Origin of the sequence: Parapedobacter tibetensis (assembly GCF_024704835.1) — a bacterium.
GTDB classification, from domain to species: Bacteria; Bacteroidota; Bacteroidia; order Sphingobacteriales; family Sphingobacteriaceae; genus Parapedobacter; species Parapedobacter tibetensis.
The window spans coordinates 164,568-185,828 of record NZ_JAMXBE010000011.1; the positions used below are offsets into that span (position 1 = coordinate 164,568).

Consider the following 21,261-nt stretch of genomic DNA (forward strand, 5'->3'; position numbering starts at 1 on the left):
TTTTTCACCTAATTTGCTATGGGTTTCTCCATGAAAATAGTTGTTGTTTGCCTAGCTTCCATCCTTTGGGACATTGCTATCTATGCCCAAGATGCCACTGAAATCCATCGTTCGGCCATTGTCTTTGATGCACACAACGATGTGTTATACCAATCGGTTATGCGAGGTAAGGACATTGGCAAACGGATGAATACAGGGCATACCGATTTGCCCCGTATCAAAGAAGGGGGGATAGATGTGCAGGTCTTTGCTGTATGGTGCAATGAAAAATATGGCAAAGGCACAGCCTTTGCCCAAGCCAATGCACAAATTGATGGGTTGATGAAGGTCATCCGCGAATATCCCGATGATATCGCCTTGGCCACTGATGTTGCGCGCATACGGCAAATCATAGAACAAGAAAAAATAGCTGCTGTCATTGGCGTGGAGGGGGGCCACATGATTGAAGACCGAATAGACTACCTCGATAGCTTGTTTAGACGGGGCGCACGGTATCTTACCCTCACATGGAACAATAGTGTAGATTGGGCGACCTCCGCTACGGATGAAACGAGAAACCCATCAAAGCTACGGCATAAAGGGTTGAATGACTTTGGCCGTCAGGTTGTCCATAGGATGAACGATTTGGGAATGATGGTCGATCTCTCACATGTAGGCCGGCAAACATTCTTTGACGTGATGGAAACGACCTCCAAGCCGGTGTTGGTGTCACATAGTAATGCATATGCCCTAATGGCACATGCCCGCAACTTGCATGATGACCAAATCAAGGCTGTGGCTGAAAATGGAGGCGTGATTTGCCTCAATTTTTACTCGGGATTCCTTGATCCAGCTCATTATGGCAAAATAAACCGCCTATATGAGAAACACGTTGCAGCAACAGATTCCGTGAAACGTTCTAGCAGCGCTAAATATAATTTACTGCCCCCAGCGGCAAAGGAACAGCTCCGCCCGTCTTTATCACTTTTATTTGACCATATCGACTACATGGTGAAGCTGGCGGGGATAGATCATGTAGGTATCGGGAGTGATTTTGATGGCATTACGTCTACACCTAAGGGGCTGGATGATTGCCGTGATTTCCCCAAAATTACGGCAGGATTACTGCAACGTGGGTATTCGGAGGTAGATATCAGAAAGATATTGGGTGAAAACATGTTGCGGCTGATGGAGGCGCAGGAAGAATAAATATCATGGCCAAAACAAGAACAACCTATTTCTGCCAAAATTGCGGATATGAATCTGCAAAATGGCTTGGCAAATGTCCCTCTTGCAACGAGTGGAATACATTTGTGGAAGAAGTGGTGGAAAAAACCGGTACCCGAACTCCTGATTGGCGAACCACGGCTGATCCCACAAAACGACCAAATAAAGCTGCGGCGATACACGAAATTGTGCATGCAGAAGAAATTCGCCGAATCACACCCGACAAGGAACTAAACAGGGTTTTAGGCGGAGGGATTGTGCCCGGATCACTGGTGCTCATCGGGGGTGAACCCGGCATCGGCAAATCCACACTGATGCTACAGCTTGCCCTCAACATGCCAGGAACTAAGACACTATATATTTCTGGTGAGGAAAGCGAACAACAGCTCAAACTGCGGGCAGAGCGGTTAGTACAATCGTCCAAAGCTGATTGTTACATCCTCACAGAAACATCCACGCAAAATATTTTCAAGCAAATTGAATCCACCAAGCCCGATTTGGTTATCATCGATTCGATACAGACGCTCCACTCTGCCCGTATTGATTCCACTCCGGGTAGCGTATCACAAGTGCGCGAATGCACCGCGGAACTGCTTCGTTTTGCAAAGGAAACAGCTACACCAGTATTCGTGGTCGGTCACATTACCAAGGATGGCACGATTGCCGGCCCCAAGGTATTGGAGCACATGGTAGACACGGTATTGCAGTTTGAGGGCGATCAGCACCATGTATACCGCATCCTACGCGCTATCAAAAACCGATTTGGATCTGCGGCTGAGCTGGGAATCTATGAAATGCAGGGAACAGGGCTGCGGGAAGTGAGCAATCCTTCGGAAATCCTGCTTTCACAACGAGAACATACCATGAGCGGCATCTCCATCGCCGCTATGTTGGAGGGGCTGCGGCCCATGCTCATCGAAGTGCAGGCATTGGTAAGTAATTCCGCCTATGGAACGCCCCAACGCTCCTCTACGGGATTTGACGCCAGACGATTGAACATGTTGCTTGCCGTGCTTGAAAAACGCTTTGGTTTCCGACTAAGCGCACAAGATGTGTTCCTCAATATCGCGGGAGGGTTACGAGTGGAAGACCCTGCTATTGATCTGGCGGTCATTACCGCCATTATTTCCTCCCAGCAAGACATATCCATGGCCGCCACGATTGCCTTTGCGGGTGAGGTGGGTCTTTCTGGCGAAATACGGGCGGTCAACCGCATTGAACAACGCATTGCCGAAGCCGAGAAGCTCGGATTTGAAGCCATCTATATTTCCAAATACAATACCAAAGGATTAGATAGCAGCAAATATCAAATCGAAATCAAACCCGTAGCCAAAGTAGAGGAGGTCTTTCAAGCCGTTTTTGGATGATGGAAGAAGCCGCATAGGTTTAGATTGAGGCTAACCAACCGTTTTCCCGAACGGAGTAAATGCCAATCCCATTAATTTAAAATGCTGCCTGCCGAATGGGATGCCAATAATGGTGATGCAGAGCAATAAACCAAAAAGAAAGTGGGTGAGCGCTACCCATATCCCCCCGAATAGGATCCAAAGGATATTCATGAGCGTGTAAAGGCATCCTGTACTTGATGGCGTATTGGTTACCACCATGCCGAACGGCACCAATGAAGCAATCGCCAGCTTAAACAGTTGTATCCCGAAAGGAATGCCCACGATGGTGAGGCAGAGTATCAATCCACCAATAAGATATTCTAGGAAGATTAAAAATCCACCAAAGACTATCCAAATTAGATTTCCTATAAGATTCATAAGCTTACTTGGTCAAAAAAGAGATAATAGCCTTTTCATCCAATTTCCGTTGTTCTCCGGTCCGCATGTCTCTCAGCGAAAACAGTCCATGCTGTATCTCTTCTTCTCCGAGGAGAATAACATAAGGGATTTTTTTGGCATCTGCATAAGACAGCTGTTTCTTCAATTTCACCGAGGAGGGGTAAAGTTCCGTGGAAATTCCTGCCGCACGCAGTTTTTGCAGGAGAGGCAAGGCGTACAACTCAGCCAACTTATCGAAATTACTGATGAGCACCATGGTAGACTGCGTAGCGCTTTCTGGAAACAAGGCCAATTCTTCCAATACATCATATATTCGGTCTGCCCCGAAGGAAACACCTACACCGGTAAGCCCCTTAAGTCCAAACATGCCGGTAAGATCGTCGTACCGGCCGCCACCGCCAATGCTACCCATGGTCACCTCGTTGGTCTCTACCTCAAAGATGCATCCTGTGTAATAGTTGAGACCCCTCGCCAAGGTAATGTCCAAATCAACAAAACGATCTATCAGTGATGAATCAGCCGTTAGTTTTTCAATGTAACCCAATACGATTTCAATTTCATCAATGCCTTGTAATCCGGTGGTTGAAGATGTAAGCACTTGCTTCAGGGTTTCTATTTTTTCGGCTTTGCTGCCTTGCAACTGAATAATCGGTTGTAACCTATTCAAATCTTCTGTAGAAAACCCCTTGTCAAGCAGTTCCTTATTGACTCCATCGAAGCCAATTTTATCTAGCTTGTCAATGGCTACCGTCATATTCACGATTAACTCCGGTTTGCCCAATATCTCTGCAATGCCCATTAGGATCTTGCGGTTATTGAGTTTGATGGTAAAGTCGCGTAATCCCAAGTTACTAAATGCCTCATGATAGATGAGCACAAATTCGGCTTCATTGAGCAGGCTTTCCGAACCGACTACGTCCACATCACACTGGCAAAACTCGCGATAACGCCCGCGTTGCGGCCTATCTGCACGCCATACGGGTTGCATTTGGAATCGCTTGAATGGCAGGGCGATTTCATGTTGGTGCATCACTACATAACGGGCAAAAGGCACCGTGAGATCATAACGCAAGGCTTTTTCAGCGATATGTGGAATCAGCTCCGTAGAAGCCCTTTCTTCCAAGAGACCCTTTGGGGCCTTGGCTAAGTAGTCGCCCGAATTGAGTATCTTGAAGATCAGCTTGTCTCCTTCATCTCCGTATTTGCCTGTAAGCGTCTGAAGGTTTTCAAAAGAAGGGGTTTGTATCTCTTGATACCCATACTTTACGAACACCGACTTAAGGGTATTGAAAATATAATTGCGCTTTTCCATTTCAACGGGCGAGAAATCGCGCGTGCCCTTAGCCAACGAAGGTTTAATTATTGCCATACTGCAAAGGTAGGGATTGATTTACGATTTTAGATTATTGCTGTCGCATTTGTCTTGATCGGTATCAATGCTGCCTTCGGCGGTTATAAGATGCTCAAAACTTCGCAGGCCTTTTCGGCGGCTATTTTCTCTGCACTCTTTTTATTGTAATCGCGACCAGTGCCATATACTTCGCCATCCACCACTGCATCTATCGTAAAAATCTTAGCATGGTCACCCTCGATATTTTCGACTTGCACAAAACTTATTTCTTTGCCAGCCTGCTGGCACCATTCAATAAGCCTACTTTTGAAATTCATTTCGGTTTGTTCCAAGGTTTGGATATCCACATGAGGCTTGATGATTCGGTTTATCAAGAAGTTTTTGGTAAATACATATCCCTTATCCAAATAGATGGCACCAATTAATGCCTCAAACGCATCACCGAGTAACGAGCCTTGTTTGTTTGGATAGTTTATCATGCGCACATCAAATTGGATGAGCTCATTGAGTCCCAGTTTTTTAGACAACTGATTGAGATGTGCTCGGCTCACGATTTTTGAACGCATTTCCGTAAGGAAACCCTCGCCTTTGTAAGGGTATTTTTTGAAAAGCAACTCAGCCACCACGGATCCCAATACGGCGTCGCCCAAAAATTCCAGGCGCTCGTTGCTGTTTTTTGTACCGTCTTTCACAGGCACGGCGACAGATTTATGACGGAATGCCAATTGGTATAGATGCAGGTTGCCCGGAACAAAGCCCAACATGTTCTTCAACGCCTTTACGTATTGGCGGTTGGATGAAAAATGTAGTTTGTAAATCTTTGAAATAGGCATCTATTTATTTAGCTGTATAAAGCGTTCAAAGGAAAAAAATGCTCCCTTTGTCGCAAATGCCTTTGGGTTATTCCTCGAATTTCTTAAAAATAACAGTTGCATTATGCCCGCCAAAACCAAAGGTGTTGCTCATAGCGGCATCAATCTTCCGTTTTTGTGCCTTATTGAACGTGAAGTTTAGTTTCTGGTCAAGGTTTGGATCATCCGTGAAATGATTGATGGTAGGCGGGGCCATATCATTTCTCACCGCTAAAATGGAAGCGATGGATTCAACCGCCCCAGCAGCACCCAATAAGTGCCCTGTCATGGACTTTGTGGAGCTAATACTGAGGTCATAAGCATGATCGCCATAAAAATCGAGGATAGCTTTTGATTCGCTGATGTCTCCAACGGGTGTTGAAGTGCCATGTACATTTATATAATCGATGTTTTCTTTTGAGATTTTAGCATCTTTTATCGCGTTGGCCATGGCAAGGCGCGCTCCCAAGCCTTCAGGATGAGAAGCGGTGATGTGATGTGCATCGGCACTCATGCCGCCACCTACAAGCTCGGCATAAATTTTGGCCCCACGGGCCTTGGCATGTTCGAGGCTTTCCAAAATAATTGCTCCAGCCCCCTCGCCAGCCACAAACCCATCTCGGTCTTTATCAAAAGGCCTCGAAGCTGTGGTTGGATCATCGTTGCGTGTAGATAGGGCATGCATGGCATTGAAGCCACCTATACCCGCTTCATTAATAATAGCCTCAGACCCCCCACTAATGATGACATCTGCGTAACCTGTCCTGATGTAGTTAAGTGAATCAATCAGTGCATGCGTTGAAGAAGCACAAGCGGATACCGTGGAGAAATTCAGACCATGTAGGCCATATCTCATCGAAATATGCCCAGGGGCAATATCCAGAATCATTTTGGGGATAAAAAAGGGGTTAAATCGCGGGGTACCATCCCCTTGGCCAAAACTGATCACTTCGTCCAGAAATGTTTTCAGCCCGCCGATACCCGACCCCCATATCACACCAATACGGTTGGTATCCAGTTTTTCAAATTCAAGCGAGGCGTCTGCTACCGCCTCATCTACTACCGCCAATGCATAATGTACAAATGGATCTACTTTTCGGGCTTCCTTCCGCTCCATGAAATTATCTGCGCTAAACCCTTTCACTTCACAAGCAAAGCGAGTTTTGAATTTTGACGCATCAAATCGGGTGATAGGAGCAGCGCCGCTTACTCCTTTGATTAGGCTGTCCCAAAATGCCGAGACAGTGTTCCCAATAGGAGTAAGCGCACCTAACCCTGTTACTACTACTCTTTTAAGCTCCATTTATTATGACTGGCCTAATGAAATTAGCTAGTTAACGTTTTTTTCTAAATAGGCGATTGCTTGTCCTACAGTGCTGATGGTTTCAGCCTGGTCATCGGGGATAGCTACGTTGAATTCCTTTTCAAACTCCATGATCAGCTCTACGGTGTCGAGTGAATCGGCACCCAAATCATTGGTGAATGAAGCCTCAGGTGTAACTTCGTTTTCGTCTACACCTAGTTTTTCAACGATAATAGCTTTAACTCTTGATGCGATATCAGACATGATTTTATAGTTTAATTGTTTAATAAATCTGTGCAAAGAAAAATAAATTTCGGCAAATAGTAAAACGTTTTTGATTTTTAAAGCATTATTCCGTTTACTTTAGTGAAAACTAAATTATAGTTTTTATGTCAGCTGTTTAGCCTAAAATTCTTTTAGGTCTATTAATTGGTCAATTGTCCAAAAATAATTACAGTATGCTTTATCATTACTTTTATATAATTGCTATTCCAGTCCTTTTGTTTTTGTAATTTTGCGATGAATATAGAAATTTACTTTGAATAAAGTCATATTAAAATACGAATTAGACTTAGATTTCATCTTGATTGCTATTACTTCTTCACTCAAGGATTATCGCCTGTGTTATTTTATCAACAAATTTACGGGGTTGAAGTTGCATAAGATTGACGACCATGAAATTTGGAAGCCATCTCCCAAGAGCCGGGTATACTTCAGTCGGTACGCGGATTATTCAGCCCCCTCAGACACCGAATATTACCTCTTAGCCAATAAAGGGGCGGATGGGGGGTTTCTGATTCCCGAAATGCGCCATTCGGATTATTTTTTTTTAATCAAAAACTTTATTGATGACGAGGACCTGACTGCACTACAAGATAACGTTGCAGAGATTCCTGAAGTAGTGGTGGCCAGTGAAATCCCCCCCCAAAAATTGAAATCCAAAGAAAATCTAATATTTTAGTGCCATATTTGCCAAAGTGTATTTATCACACCATGAATATAAATAATATAAGTTAGAACAAGTCAATTTTTTAGTGCCATACCGAGTAGGGCAAATGCAATTAAACAAAATAACAATTATAGATGGAAAAGGTTCAAAAACGAACTAAAATAGTGGCCACATTGGGCCCGGCGTCCGCCAAAAAAGAAATATTAAGTAGCATGATTGCTAAGGGTGTAGACGTATGCCGACTCAACTTCTCGCACGGCAGCCAAGAAGACCACCTAAAGGTAATCAAAATCATACGGGAAATAAACAAAACACACCAAACCAATATTGGGATATTGGCCGACTTGCAAGGCCCGAAAATCCGGATAGGCAAAATGAAGGAAGGGGGCGCCGTTTTGCTTAATGGTACACAGGTAGAAATTACGACCAAAGCGCTTATCGGTGATGAAAGCAAAATTTACATTACCTATGAGAATTTCCCCAAAGATGTGAAAGCGGGAGAAATCATTTTGCTCGACGATGGGAAAATACAGTTACGCGTACTGCGCTCAAATTTCGAAGATACGGTATGGTGTGATGTGGTACATGGGGGCGTCCTCACTTCGCGTAAAGGAGTGAATCTTCCTAATACCAAAGTTTCCATTCCTAGTCTGACAACGGAAGACCTGGATAACCTATATTTTGCGCTTGAGCAAGATGTAGAATGGATTGGGATGTCGTTTGTAAGAACAGCAGACGACATTGTGAGGCTCAAGGAGATCATCCAGTCAAAAGGGAAGACCGCACGTGTGATTGCAAAAATAGAAAAACCAGAAGCCATCGACAACATCGATGCCATCATCGCTGCTACGGATGGCATCATGGTAGCCCGAGGCGATCTTGGCGTAGAAATGCCAATGGAGGATGTGCCCATACTACAAAAAATGATGGTAAAGAAATGCCGGAATGCCTCCAAACCGGTCATCATCGCCACACAAATGCTGGAAAGCATGATTACCACCCCCCGACCTACGCGAGCAGAAGTAAATGACGTGGCCAACTCCGTGCTTGATGGTGCGGATGCTGTGATGCTGAGTGGCGAGACATCGGTCGGTGAGTTCCCCGAAATCGTGATAGAAACAATGAGCAAAATCATTGTCCATGTGGAGCAAACATCCTATCCATATTATATTGCGAAAAAGACTCAACATAGCTCAGAATCGATGATTCCCGACTCCATTTGTGGCTCATCCATCTATTTGGCCGAAAAGACGAAAGCATCTGCCATTGTAGCCATGACATTCTCAGGCTATACAGCCTTCGAGATATCGAGCTTCCGCCCCGATACCGACATCTATATCTTTACAGGCAACCCGATACTGCTCAACACCCTCAGCTTACTTTGGGGTGTCAAAACGTTTTTTTACGATAAATTTGAAAGTACAGATGGCAGCATCAACGATGTGAATTCACTATTGAAAGCGAAAAAACTAGTGGAAACGGGACAAATCGTCATCAATACTGCGTCTACCCCGCTACATAAAAAAGGCAATACAAATACAATCAAAGTGACGGAGGTAGATTAGTAAGCATAAGTAAGTTTAGCCTGACGCCATTAAAGTGACAAAATATTTATTGCTTTAATGGCGTTATATGTATGGTTAAGCCGGATCCTATGGAATAGTCCCCTTACAGCTTAATCATTTTTTGACTGAACATCGTTCTATAACATAGCAAGAATGACTATCGAAACACTCCTTACAAAAGCACAAGCCATCTTATATGCCCTTACCGACAAGGAAAAGGCTCGGCTTATTCAGATAAAACAGGACCATCTGACTTATCTGGCCACCAAGGATATCTTTAACCTCTATCGCGCAGTGAAAGAAGTAGAGCAGGCCCAAACAAAAGGATTGTTTATAGAGGCCGGTTGTGCGCTTGGTGGTTCGGCCATTGCGATCGGCAGGGCCAAAAAGCAGAAGCGGGAGTTTTGGATATACGATGCTTTTGGATTGATTCCTCCGCCTACTGATAAGGACGATGCTGACGTGCATGCCCGCTATGAAGAAATCAAAAGCGGGAAATCCAAAGGCTTAGGCAATAATCCATATTATGGATATACCAAAAATCTACAGGAAGTAGTAACCGCTAATTTGGCCAAGTATGATGTTCCCGTTGAAGAAAACAACATCAAACTGATAAAGGGTTATTTTGAGGATACGCTCTCCATAGCCGAACCCGTAGCTTTTGCACACATCGATTGCGACTGGTACGAATCTGTAATGACCTGTCTATATCAAATCGTACCAAACCTGACATTAGGGGGAAAACTTGTTTTTGATGATTATCACGCATGGTCCGGTTGTCGCCATGCCGTTGACAAGTATTTTGAGGGCAAAAAAGACCAATATGCGTTTGCCACACAAAGCAAAAAGCTGCACGTGACCAAAATTGCATGACTCTTTGGAGGCGTTGTACATAGTTCCTCCTATTGTTGCGGGTTTGTTATTGGCTTAATATCATGATTCAAGTTTGCAATACCCTGATTTTTTTAGTGTTAAAATATGTTAAAAGCTAAACTTTGCTTTTAAGCTTACGTATTTTTGTATGGGATGAAGCACAAAAGCATTGGATTGATTATTGGGTTGATGACATTTGCCCTCCTGGGTGTAGTGGCCATGCAGTATTTTTTCATCAAGCAGTCATACATTCAAAAAGCACAATTGTTTGATGAATCGGTGAAGGCCGCGCTCAACGTTGTGGCCTCCAAGGCGGAGAAAAGGGAAGTAATGAAATTGGCGGAGACCCAACAACGCAAAAACAAGGAAAAGTTTGAGCGCGAACAACGTAAGCTGGAAGAGCAACTTCGGATAAAGACCGAGATCGAGGAATTACGTAATAAGCAAGCTAAATTTCATGCAGCCTTCAAACAACAAGAACAGGTATTAAGCGAGCAGTTCCCAGTTGTAATACCCATCGAAAATAATGATTTCTTTGAAACGTACATTAAGAATCCTCGAAATCGACATTTAGTCGAAGTGGATTTTGGTTTCAAGTCCGTTATTGATGGTGGGTTCCAAAGAAACGATAATACAGTTGGTATTTATGCCACCAAGCAAGTGCCCATACGTAAGGCTCAAGATGATAGCGTAAGATACCTCATTTTATTGGGGGCAAACCCCTTTGGTACCGAGCGTGTGGATTATACCTATAAAGCCCTCCCCCCCAGGCAAGACCTTAAGCTAAACAGCGAAATAGACCGCAAAGAAAGGCAGCTTAGGCTGCTTCAGGCCAACACGCTGATGGATACCATAGCCATCTTAAGTGGCAAGAATCATAAGCTTGTCGAAGATTTTGCGGCGGAATTGGAATTATATAAGCGCCCATTGAGTGAACGTATCAACGTAGGGTATATCAAAAAAGAACTGCAAAAAGAATTGGTAAGCAGGGACATCAAATCCACGTTCAATTTGGAAATAAAGGACGAGTATACCACCTTTCATTCTTTTGCAAATTTTGCCGACGAGAAACCTACCCCGCAAAATGTCTATTCCACGGTGCTGTTCCAAGCAGATAACGACGGTTCCTCTGGGCGGCTTTCTGTGTATTTTCCCAACAAAAATACCATCCTCACAAGCAGCATGTCGATGATGCTATTTTCCTCCGTGGCCCTGTTGCTGGTATTGATCGGGTGTTTTACTTACACCATCTTTACCATACTCCGACAGAAGAAGGTTTCGGAAATGAAAACCGATTTTATCAACAACATGACCCATGAGTTCAAAACACCGGTGGCGACCATCATGATAGCGAGCGAATCGTTGAAAGACCCAGAGATTTCATCCGATCGATCCCGTACGGCACGTTTGGCCAACATCATATATGATGAAAATGTTCGCCTAGGAAATCATATCGAGCGCGTGCTCAATATTGCCCGCCTTGAAAAGGATAATCTGAAGCTGCAGCATCATGATGTAGATATCAACGAACTTGCGCAAGTGGTTGTAGATAGCATGGAATTGCAATTACAGAAAAATGGCGTTCATGTAGCTATGGATCTCGATGCCACTCAGGCAGTGGTGGTAGGCGATGAGCTACATATTTCGAACGTCTTATTCAATTTAGTAGATAACGCGATCAAATACAGCAAAGAACATCCGGAAATCACTATCAAAACTAGAAACACCAATAAACATATTCTAATCACAGTGGCGGATAAGGGAATAGGAATGAGCAGGGAGCAGCTATCTAAGATTTTTGATCAGTTTTATCGCATCCCTACTGGAAACAGGCATGATGTAAAGGGATTCGGTTTGGGACTGAGTTATGTACATGATATCGTGAAACGGCTAGGTGGAAAAGTACAGGTAAAAAGTGAAAAGGACAAGGGCACGACATTTGAAATAATACTGCCCATCAAAGGCTAGGAAACTATTATGCAAAAAATTCTATTAGCTGAAGACGATCCCAACTTGGGAGACATCTTGAAGGACTACTTGGAACTGAAAGGAAAATTTGACGTCACGCTCAGCAAGGATGGGGATGAGGCATTGCGTCAGTTCAACAAGGAAGCATTTGACCTCTGTATACTAGACGTAATGATGCCCCGTAAGGATGGATTTACCCTTGGCAAAGAAATCCGGAAGATCAACGCAGATATCCCCATCATTTTTGCTACCGCCAAAGGGATGATGGAGGACAAAACAGAAGCTTTTGAGCTTGGGGGCGATGACTACATCACCAAACCTTTCCGCGTAGAAGAATTGTTGCTGCGCATTCATGCCCTGCTCAAACGGGCTTCACGTGAAAAGCAGGGAGAGGATGAGTTGCCCGACAAATTCCAAATCGGCGATCATCATTTCGATTATATCGCCCAACAGATTTCATACAAAGGGCATCAACAAAAATTATCAACCAAAGAAGCCGAATTGCTCCGCCTGCTCTGCATCAAGAAAAACGATGTGCTGACCCGTGAGGAGGCCTTACTCAGAATCTGGCATGACGACAACTATTTCAATGGCCGTAGCATGGATGTGTTCCTAAGCAAACTCCGCAAGTACCTGCGCAGTGACCCCAAGGTAGAAATCGTAAATGTGCATGGTAAGGGATATAAGCTGCTGGTGAGCTGAGCATTAAACCTGCAAAAATATTTGCACTTTATAGATTTTATCCCGACCTTAGCGGCCGCTTATGGAGAAAGGCAGAGGGAATGGACCCTGTGAAGCCTTGGCAACCTGTCACAAGACAAGGTGCTAAATTCTACCCACCAACTGGAGGGAAAGATAAGCAGACACAACTCATCCTTGTGCCCTCTCCCTCAAAGCAATCAAAATAGGTAAAGTTTGCCGACCATCGAATTAGATCCGGCACAAGTTGATTGTACATTAAATACATTTTATTCATACATTATCATGTTAAAAACCAACAATTTGGGCTACCCGCGTATCGGCGCCCTCCGCGAGCTGAAAAAGGCCAATGAAGCATATTGGGCAAAAAAAATCAGCCAGCAAGAACTGTTGCAGGCCGGACTCAAAATCCGTGAAGGCAATTGGAAGACTCAACAGGAGGCCGGTATCGACTTGATTCCCTCCAATGATTTTTCTTTTTATGACCAGGTGTTGGACCTTACACTGACCGTAGGTGCAATTCCCGCCCGTTACAATGGGTTCAATGTGGAGAATGCATCCGCTTACAACCTCGATTTATATTTTGCCATGGCCCGTGGTTTCCAACAAGATGGCCTCGATGTAACCGCCATGGAAATGACCAAATGGTTCGATACCAACTACCATTACCTTGTTCCTGAATTTGTGAAAGACCAGCAATTCCGTCTCACTTCGGAAAAAGTCATCAATGAATTCAATGAAGCCAAGCAGTTGGGCATTACTACCAAACCGGTACTGTTAGGACCCATCTCCTACCTCTTGTTGGGTAAAGAAAAAGAAACTGGTTTCGACCGTTTGGATTTGATAGACCGCTTATTGCCGGTTTACGAAGAAATTTTAGGAAAATTAGCTCAAGCAGGAGCACAGTGGGTGCAGTTTGACGAGCCTTTCCTAGCATTGGATATTGACGACAAAACCCGTCAGCTTTACCAAAGCGTTTACACCCGTCTATCGGCTGCTGCACGTGGTGTAAACTTAATTATTGCTACTTATTTCGAGTCATTGCGCGAAAACACACAGACCGCCCTTGGCTTACCCGTGCAAGCGTTGCATATAGATTTGGTGCGGGGAGAAAGCCAACTCGACGAGCTATTGCCGCTCGTACCTCAAAATCTCATTCTTTCACTTGGTGTGGTGGATGGACGTAACATTTGGAAAAACGATTATGAAGCTTCACTCCAAAAAATTACGAAAGCTACGGATGCTTTGGGTGCCCAGCGTGTATGGGTAGCTCCGTCAAGCTCCTTGCTGCATGTTCCCTTTGATTTGGACATCGAGGACAATGAAAAATCATTACCCGCTGAAGTCAAAAATTGGTTGGCATTTGCCAAGCAAAAATTGACTGAGGTCAAGGATTTGGCCGTATTAGCATCAGGCAATGCAGATGAGACTACATTGGCTCGCTTTGAAGCCAACAAAGCGGCACAACAAAGCCGTCGTACATCGTCATTGATTCACCGTGACGAGATAAAGACCCGCGTGAAAAACATCACCGATTCCGATGCTCAACGGACAAGCCCTTTCGCCGAGCGTAAGGCCAAACAACAAGCAAAATTTAATTTGCCCGCTTTTGCCACTACAACAATAGGTTCTTTTCCACAGACCAAAGATGTGCGCAAATGGAGGGCCGACCTAAAAAAAGGAGTCATTACTCAAGCGGAATATGACAAACTCATTGCCGAGGAAACCGAACGGACTATCCGTTTGCAAGAAGAGCTGGATATCGATGTATTGGTACATGGCGAGTTTGAGCGTAATGACATGGTGGAGTATTTTGGTGAGCAATTATCGGGATACGCATTTACCAAAAATGGGTGGGTACAATCATACGGCTCACGTTGTGTAAAACCTCCAGTTATCTATGGCGATGTTGCCCGTCCGAATGACATGACCGTTTACTGGTCGGCATATGCGCAAACTTTGACCAAGCGTCCGGTAAAAGGGATGCTAACAGGTCCGGTAACCATTTTGCAATGGTCATTCGTGCGTAATGACCAACCGCGTTCGGAAACAACCTATCAAATCGCACTCGCCATTCTTGATGAGGTGCAGGCATTAGAAAAAGCAGGCATCAAGATTATCCAAATCGATGAGCCAGCCATCCGCGAGGGTCTTCCCTTGCGCAAAGCCGACCACAAAGCCTATTTGGATTGGGCGGTACGTGCATTCCGTGTTTCTTCATCTAATGTAGCAGACGACACACAGATTCACACGCACATGTGCTATTCGGAGTTTAACGATATCATTGAACATATCGCCGCGATGGATGCCGATGTGATTACCATCGAAACTTCTCGCTCACAAATGGAGCTATTGGATGCTTTTGCCGATTTCAACTATCCAAATGATATTGGACCCGGTGTATATGATATCCACTCGCCACGTGTGCCGAGCAAGGACGAAATGGTCAAGCTTTTAGAAAAGGCGAAGGCAGTAATCCCTGCCGAGCAATTGTGGGTAAACCCAGATTGTGGATTGAAAACACGTGCTTGGCCTGAGACTAAAGCCGCTTTGGAATCTATGGTCGAAGCAGCCAAAACCCTTCGCGGCGTAGCCGAAGCGGTGTAATTGCGTTGATTATCTTATTATAGGCCCCGCTGCCGATAACGGCGGCGGGGCTTTTTCTTTATAATCGTACGGATGGGTTTCTATGCCTCCGTATAACTGAAATTTTAACGCAACGCCGCATTGAGCTTTGTGTGATGACGCACCCGCTGACTGTATTAGTTATTTATTCCTTCAACGCTGCCCTTACTTGGGGTGCTATCTTCGCTCCGTAGATTTCGATGGATTTCATTAGATCTTTATGTGAGGGGCCACCTACATCCATATGCGCGGCAAAACGTGTTAGGCCAAACATTTCTTGTGCCTGCAGGATTTTATCGACCATCTCGCTGGCATCCCCGATGAACAATGCCCCATTTTTGGTTCTGCCATAGTCATATTGCGACCGCTGGTATGCAGGCCAACCTCTTGATTTTCCTACCCTATCCATCTGCGCGGCATACAAAGGATAATACTGGTTGCTGATGGCCAGACTGTCTTCACCAAAAAATGCATGCGCATGTATACCTACCCGAAAGTTGGAAAGATCATGCCCATATTTCGTATATGTCTCTTTGTAAAGCTCAAAGAGTGGCTTGAACTGTACAGGTGACCCCCCGATGATGGCGATCATCAAGGGTAGTCCCAATCGTCCGGCCCGCACAACCGATGCCGGCGTACCGCCAACAGCAATCCATATAGATAAGTCGTTGTTTACCGCACGGGGCAATATTTCTTGGGCTTTCAGCGGCGCCCGGTGTTTACCCCCCCAGGTAACCTCTTGTTCTTTGTTGATTTGCAGAAGCAATTCCAGCTTTTCAATAAATAGTTCTTCATAGTCTTGCAGATTATAGCCAAACAATGGGAAAGATTCGATAAAGCTACCTCTGCCTGCCATCAGCTCCACACGGCCATTTGACAACAAATCGACCATGGCGAAACTTTGGTATAGTTTTACGGGGTCTGAAGAGCTCAATACGGATACAGCGCTGCCCAATTTGATATTTTTTGTTACAGTAGACGCCGCGGCCAATATGATTTCGGGACTCGGAACAGCATAATCGGGTCGATGGTGCTCGCCCATGCCGAAGTAATCTAGCCCAAGCTCATCCATCACCTTAATTTCTTCAATGATTTCTTGCAACCGTTGTTGTGCAGGCTGGAATTTTCCAGTTATGGGATCCATATGCAAGTCCCCAAACATGCTAATGCCAAGTTCCATGACTTTCTCCTAATTTTATGCGAAGATACAGAAAGCAGGATGGGCCTGCGTTAATATAGGTTAAGAAATCTGTCAATAATTTGAGTCCAAGCACATCTCAGTTTTACGAAATAAATTTAAGCATATTTCCGAAAACACAGCAGCCACCTCTTCTCGAGGTGGCTGCTGTGTCATCTGTCTTTTTATAAACTTACTTATAAGATTGCTACCGTAGAGGCCTCGCGGTCGTCAAATTTGGCCACCCGCTCAATGGAACGGGCAAAATGCTCTTCTACTTCACGTAGGATTGGTAGCGTCTGTTCATTTAATTCGTTTAATAGGCGGGCATATTTTTTCTTTGAAACTTCAAACCTTTTCATTTCCTTGTTCAATTCGGTCTTCAATAGTGCTTGCAACCGAGCTATTTTCTTGTTTTCGAATACATCCCTTTCTGCATGCTTTTCGGTATAGAGGGCCGCGATTTCAGCAATTGCCTTTTTGCTTTCTTCCACACGGATTCCCTTGTCGAGGTCTTGTTGATAAACATTGGTAAAGAAAGCCTTATCGCGTTCAAGTTCGGCATGGTTACCGCGGCTTTCTTTGATACGAGCTTCTTCCAGTGCATATTGGTTCCACAGTACATCTACATTTCTTTGGTGGAAGGCCATTTGCTCCTTAAAAGCTTCGATGCTTTTTGAGTCACCCGATAGTTCCTTCTTACTTTCCTTGTTTGATGCGGCTGACCCGTAGGTACTTGCCGTCCCGTTTCCAATTGCTGCTGCGCAAATCATAGCGCATAATACTAAAGATTTCATAATGGTATATTTTAATTTTTATACGTTGCTTTCCCAAGGGTGTTGTTCTTTGTTTTTGCCCTCTTTTATGAATAAGACGCTAAGTGCTAAAAAACGTTGCGTACGATTTGGAGATAATAGACCAATTGGCCGTTGTCATCGACCAAAAGATAGATCAATAGATAAAAGGCGGGTTTCACTCGACGAAAATTGGGAAGGTTTAAGGTGAAGAGCTCAGGACTCAGGGTTTAATTCGCTCTGTTACCTGGGCAAGGGTGACTGCGTCGCGGCCGCATAGCTCGAAATAGGCAATATTTGGACTCAACATACTGCCTCCCTCAATCCGCACGAAGATGCGGTCGAGGATAGCCTCGCGATTGTTGATGGAGGCCAAAACCAGGTATTTCTTATGTGCCGTAGAATAGGAAAGTCGCAAGGGCAGGGTTTTGTAAGCGGCTAGGCGTAGCTCAAAATCCCCATTGGTAAGTGTTTTATGGGAAATGCCATACGCCATGCTGCGTTGGATAAGATTCAGCTCCTTACGCACTCCGCCTTCGGCATACCGTATCCAATAGGCATTTACCGGCTTATCGGCATCTACTTGGTTCCCATCGGTATTGAGCTGGTATATTATGGTGTTTTCATCGGGGTCACGCTGTAGGTAAAAAAGCTGCTTCTTTTCATTAGGTATCGGCAATTTAGCTACTTCAACCTGTTTTTCAAAGTCATTTTGTTGGGCCAAGAGCCCCAGTGCATAGAAGAGGAATACCACACTGATGCAACCCTTGAGGCAGGCATACCGATGAAAAATTGGATGTGATAGCATAACGCTCTTCCCTTTTTCCAAAGATAGCGATTTTTATGTTAAGGATCGGGCGGGGGACAAAGCACTAATAAAGCCGTTTCACCAACTGCTCTTCTACACCTTTATACACCTGTAGCGGTTTTTGATGGCGCCAACCCAAATCGTTGAGTATACCTCCGAAATTAATGAAATAATCGATATTGCTCGATTTGAATTCGTCAATAACATGGTCGCGGAAATTGATACCGGCAATCCAGCCGTCTTCTATATCTTGGAACCATTCCTCATAATAGCAATCGTCTGAAGCATGGAAATTGAGTACGTTTTCGCCAATGATAATAAATTTGCTAATGCCGGCGCTGACCATGATGTCTACTACCTCACGCTTGAGCAACATCACGTCATTATATATCGCATCGTTCCATTCGCCAATTAATTCAATGATGGTGTAACCATATTGGTAATCTGTAAACAGGATTTTGAGGTAAAGGGTATTGGATCCGAAATTGTCCCATTGTGGGTGCAGGAGGAAGTTGTATATTTTCTTGTCAAACTCGAACTCATTGTACTCCGTGCCATAGAACGGGGAAAACTCGTCTTCAGCGGCGATATAATCATCTCTCCAGCGGTAATATGGCTCAATCTCGTGCATCGTTCTGTGCGAGTTTTCTGTTTTACAAAATTGCTAATAATTTATGAAACCCACATGATTAAAATAATCACGAAGCGCATAAGACATAGCACTCAGGGCCGGGATCACCGAAACCTGACCACCACATTTTATGTAAATTTTGTGCGTTAACGATGGAAAATGCTGGAAACTATGTAATTTAGCGGTTGTTATCAATGCTATGCGCAAGGGAACCAAAAGAAATTTATTTATAGCGGCCACTTATGGCGCTGTCTTATTTTTGGGATTGCTACTCGGGCAGAATTATGCGGGTGAAAATCGCTGGTCTGGGTCGGGTGGGCTGCTGCCTTTGGGCAAGACTGATAGAACGGGGAAGGTGCAGCATATGATTGATCTCATCGTTTCCAATTACGTGGATAGCATGGATATCGGCCAGCTGCAAGACCTCGCTATCAATGAAATTGTAGCACAATTAGATCCGCATTCCGAATACCTCCAACCTGACCAAGCGCTTAAGCAACATGAAACCCTCGAAGGGAGTTTTGAAGGCATAGGTATTGAATATTACAACCTGCACGACACCTTAATGACGGTAGGACTGATTGCTGGCGGACCGGCACAACGTGCTGGCATGCGGGTGGGTGATAAGCTTGTCGCCATCAATGGCGATGCAATCGCGGGAGTAAACATCACAGACAAAGCTATCGAGGAGAAGATCCGGGGGCGTAGAGGCACGGCTATTGAAATAACCATAAACCGTAGCGGGAAAGACATACCCACGCCGCTAAAGGTCATGCGCGATCGAGTGGACGTGAGCAGTATCGATGCTGCATACATCATCGATAGCGCCACGGCTTACATCAAAATTAGACGTTTTGGTGCTAACACTGCCGATGACTTTAGACAGGCGCTGCAAAACCTGAAAAAACAAGGTGCGCAACGGTTGATACTTGACTTGCGTGAAAATGGCGGGGGTTACTTCAGTGCTGCCACAGCATTGGCCAGCCAGTTTTTTGTTGACAAACAACTAATCGTATACACGCAGGGGGCACATGAAGCTCGTACCGACTATTACTCTAGCGCCGACGGCATATTTGGAAATGGCGAGCTGGCGGTGCTCATCGATGAGCAATCTGCATCTGCTAGTGAAATCGTGGCTGGAGCAATACAAGACCTAGAGCGAGGCATTATCGTAGGCCGACAGTCGTTTGGAAAAGCGTTGGTTCAAGAACAGTTTGGTTTTGGCGATGGGTCGGCAATCAACCTGACCGTCGCCCGTTATTATACTCCATCGGGTAGGTGTATCCAAAAGTCATATCCCATCAGTAATGGGAAAAACCACCATCTGGCCAACCGGCCAACCCCGGCCAAAAAACTGATGGATACAACTATAGCCGAAGCGGTCCGCCGCCATCGTCCATCTCAAGACGTGTATAAAACCGCATCAGGTAAGTTGGTATATGGCGGTGGTGGTATTTCACCCGATGTGCTGGTGCCCGCAGATAGTAGCGGGATAAGCACATTATATCGCAAAATACGAAAGGCCAATCTTATCGAAACATACGTATATGACCGCCTTACCAAATCTGTGCCAGCCTACGCAGCAGAAAACTACCTGAAAGGATATTTCTTGCCTGACAAGGAATACGATGATTTCTTGCAATATGTACGCAATAAAGGTATAGACCATACCACGAAGGAAGCCGAGGCCATAAAGCCTATGGTGCGCACAGATATTGAGGCATTATTGGGCCGCTACTATTTTGGTAGTGAGACGTTTTTTAAAGTACGAAACCGTTCGGATCAGGTATTGGCCCAAGCCCTAAACGCCTTGCAGGGTGGATAATTAACTCACCACTTGCCCATCCAGGAGTTCGACGATTCGATGACCGTATTCTGCATTTTTCTCCGAATGTGTTACCTGTATAATGGTTACACCATCTTCCTCATTGAGCTGCTTGAACAGGTTCATGATGTCCTCTCCCTGTTTGGAGTTGAGGTTCCCCGTAGGTTCGTCGGCCAGCAGTAACTTGGGCGTAGTGGCCAATGCCCGTGCGATACCTACCAATTGCTGTTGACCTCCCGAAAGCTGTGTGGGAAAAAGGTCTTTCTTGCCCACGATGCCAAAGCGGTCGAGCAAGTCGCCCACAATGGCCTTACGTTCGCCTCCTTTGAGGTTTTTATAGATGAGCGGTGTCTCAATGTTTTCGTATACCGTGAGTTCATCAATCAAGTGGTAGGCTTGGAATACAAAGCCGATATGTTGTTTATAAAGGGCTGAGCGTTGTCTCTCCTTAAGCCCAAGCACATTTTCATCCATAAAAAGGTATTCGCCCTCATCAGGTTCATCCAAGAGTCCAAAGATATGGAGCAACGTGGATTTGCCTGAGCCCGAAGGCCCCATGATGGATACGAACTCGCCCTCGGCAATATGGAGGTTGACATCTTTGAGTACGAATGAACGGCTTCCGCCCACGTTGTACCACTTGAATATGTTGTTTAATTGGATCATGTTTAGCTATCAGCTTTTGGCTATCAGTAGTCAGCGTTTATCTTTTTGCTGAAAACAATTCAAATATATTAATTATCAGGATTGCTATGCCAAATTCCTTACCAATATTACAAAATACTATTAACTAACAGCATACCTAAAACCAGAAAACGTCCGGTGTCCGATTCCGAACATATTGTTGTG

At 44.8% G+C, this 21,261-nt stretch carries 19 protein-coding genes and 1 riboswitch; of the genes, 9 read left to right on the forward strand and 10 right to left on the reverse strand.

The window, feature by feature from the left end; translation table 11 throughout:
- The first annotated feature begins 30 nt into the window (after positions 1–30).
- Both NF543_RS17395 and radA read left to right on the forward strand, forming a co-directional pair.
- Positions 31–1,188 (forward strand): dipeptidase, encoded by a 1,158-nt coding sequence (locus NF543_RS17395; protein ID WP_257669451.1) that lies wholly within the window; start codon positions 31–33, stop codon positions 1,186–1,188.
- 5 nt (positions 1,189–1,193) lie between these two features.
- On the forward strand, positions 1,194–2,573 hold the full coding sequence (gene radA, locus NF543_RS17400; protein ID WP_257669452.1) for a DNA repair protein RadA: 1,380 nt from the start codon (positions 1,194–1,196) through the stop codon (positions 2,571–2,573).
- Positions 2,574–2,603: 30 nt separating this feature from the next.
- Here the strand turns inward: radA and NF543_RS17405 are convergent, their stop codons facing one another.
- The 5 genes from NF543_RS17405 to NF543_RS17425 all read right to left on the reverse strand — a co-directional run bounded on the left by NF543_RS17405 (position 2,604) and on the right by NF543_RS17425 (position 6,762).
- On the reverse strand, positions 2,604–2,972 hold the full coding sequence (locus NF543_RS17405) for a YccF domain-containing protein (RefSeq protein ID WP_257669453.1): 369 nt from the start codon (positions 2,970–2,972) through the stop codon (positions 2,604–2,606).
- Between the two features lie 4 nt (positions 2,973–2,976).
- Complete coding sequence (hisS, locus tag NF543_RS17410) at positions 2,977–4,362, reverse strand: histidine--tRNA ligase (protein ID WP_257669454.1); 1,386 nt, start codon at positions 4,360–4,362, stop codon at positions 2,977–2,979.
- Positions 4,363–4,445: 83 nt separating this feature from the next.
- Positions 4,446–5,177 carry a ribonuclease III gene (gene rnc, locus NF543_RS17415; protein ID WP_257669455.1) on the reverse strand — a complete coding sequence of 244 codons (732 nt, stop codon included), beginning with the start codon at positions 5,175–5,177 and terminating at the stop codon, positions 4,446–4,448.
- Positions 5,178–5,244: 67 nt separating this feature from the next.
- The gene (fabF, locus tag NF543_RS17420; protein WP_257669456.1) at positions 5,245–6,498 is read right to left on the reverse strand and encodes a beta-ketoacyl-ACP synthase II; all 1,254 of its coding nucleotides are present in this window, start codon (positions 6,496–6,498) and stop codon (positions 5,245–5,247) included.
- Between the two features lie 27 nt (positions 6,499–6,525).
- A complete protein-coding gene (locus NF543_RS17425) occupies positions 6,526–6,762 on the reverse strand; it encodes an acyl carrier protein (protein WP_079717265.1) in 237 nt (78 codons plus the stop codon).
- A gap of 274 nt (positions 6,763–7,036) precedes the next feature.
- Between NF543_RS17425 and NF543_RS17430 the strand changes: the two genes are divergently transcribed.
- The 6 genes from NF543_RS17430 (at position 7,037) to metE (ending at position 15,159) form a co-directional block, all read left to right on the forward strand.
- On the forward strand, positions 7,037–7,459 hold the full coding sequence (locus tag NF543_RS17430; protein ID WP_257669457.1) for an IPExxxVDY family protein: 423 nt from the start codon (positions 7,037–7,039) through the stop codon (positions 7,457–7,459).
- A gap of 122 nt (positions 7,460–7,581) precedes the next feature.
- Positions 7,582–9,012, forward strand: a complete 1,431-nt coding sequence (gene pyk, locus NF543_RS17435; protein WP_257669458.1) for a pyruvate kinase — start codon at positions 7,582–7,584, stop codon at positions 9,010–9,012.
- A 153-nt stretch (positions 9,013–9,165) separates the two neighbouring features.
- Positions 9,166–9,885, forward strand: coding sequence for a TylF/MycF/NovP-related O-methyltransferase (locus NF543_RS17440; protein WP_257669459.1), 720 nt, complete (start codon positions 9,166–9,168; stop codon positions 9,883–9,885).
- Positions 9,886–10,038: 153 nt separating this feature from the next.
- Positions 10,039–11,853, forward strand: a complete 1,815-nt coding sequence (locus NF543_RS17445) for a sensor histidine kinase (protein WP_257669460.1) — start codon at positions 10,039–10,041, stop codon at positions 11,851–11,853.
- Positions 11,854–11,862: 9 nt separating this feature from the next.
- Positions 11,863–12,555, forward strand: coding sequence for a response regulator transcription factor (locus tag NF543_RS17450; protein WP_257669461.1), 693 nt, complete (start codon positions 11,863–11,865; stop codon positions 12,553–12,555).
- Between the two features lie 56 nt (positions 12,556–12,611).
- Positions 12,612–12,715, forward strand: a riboswitch (SAM riboswitch).
- A gap of 122 nt (positions 12,716–12,837) precedes the next feature.
- Entirely contained in the window at positions 12,838–15,159 is a 2,322-nt protein-coding gene (gene metE, locus NF543_RS17455) for a 5-methyltetrahydropteroyltriglutamate--homocysteine S-methyltransferase (RefSeq protein ID WP_258171745.1), read from the forward strand.
- Between the two features lie 163 nt (positions 15,160–15,322).
- Here metE and NF543_RS17460 read toward each other — a convergent pair whose 3' ends face one another.
- From NF543_RS17460 to NF543_RS17475, 4 genes are all read right to left on the reverse strand, one after another.
- Positions 15,323–16,357 carry an LLM class flavin-dependent oxidoreductase gene (locus tag NF543_RS17460; protein ID WP_257669462.1) on the reverse strand — a complete coding sequence of 345 codons (1,035 nt, stop codon included), beginning with the start codon at positions 16,355–16,357 and terminating at the stop codon, positions 15,323–15,325.
- A gap of 194 nt (positions 16,358–16,551) precedes the next feature.
- Positions 16,552–17,151 carry a hypothetical protein gene (locus NF543_RS17465; RefSeq protein ID WP_257669463.1) on the reverse strand — a complete coding sequence of 200 codons (600 nt, stop codon included), beginning with the start codon at positions 17,149–17,151 and terminating at the stop codon, positions 16,552–16,554.
- Between the two features lie 220 nt (positions 17,152–17,371).
- Positions 17,372–17,956, reverse strand: a complete 585-nt coding sequence (locus tag NF543_RS17470) for a DUF4833 domain-containing protein (protein WP_257669464.1) — start codon at positions 17,954–17,956, stop codon at positions 17,372–17,374.
- A 64-nt stretch (positions 17,957–18,020) separates the two neighbouring features.
- Entirely contained in the window at positions 18,021–18,587 is a 567-nt protein-coding gene (locus tag NF543_RS17475; RefSeq protein WP_257669465.1) for a hypothetical protein, read from the reverse strand.
- A gap of 199 nt (positions 18,588–18,786) precedes the next feature.
- Between NF543_RS17475 and NF543_RS17480 the strand changes: the two genes are divergently transcribed.
- A complete protein-coding gene (locus NF543_RS17480; RefSeq protein WP_257669466.1) occupies positions 18,787–20,412 on the forward strand; it encodes a S41 family peptidase in 1,626 nt (541 codons plus the stop codon).
- Here the strand turns inward: NF543_RS17480 and NF543_RS17485 are convergent, their stop codons facing one another.
- Positions 20,413–21,078, reverse strand: coding sequence for an ABC transporter ATP-binding protein (locus NF543_RS17485; protein ID WP_257669467.1), 666 nt, complete (start codon positions 21,076–21,078; stop codon positions 20,413–20,415).
- Between the last annotated feature and the right edge of the window lie 183 nt (positions 21,079–21,261).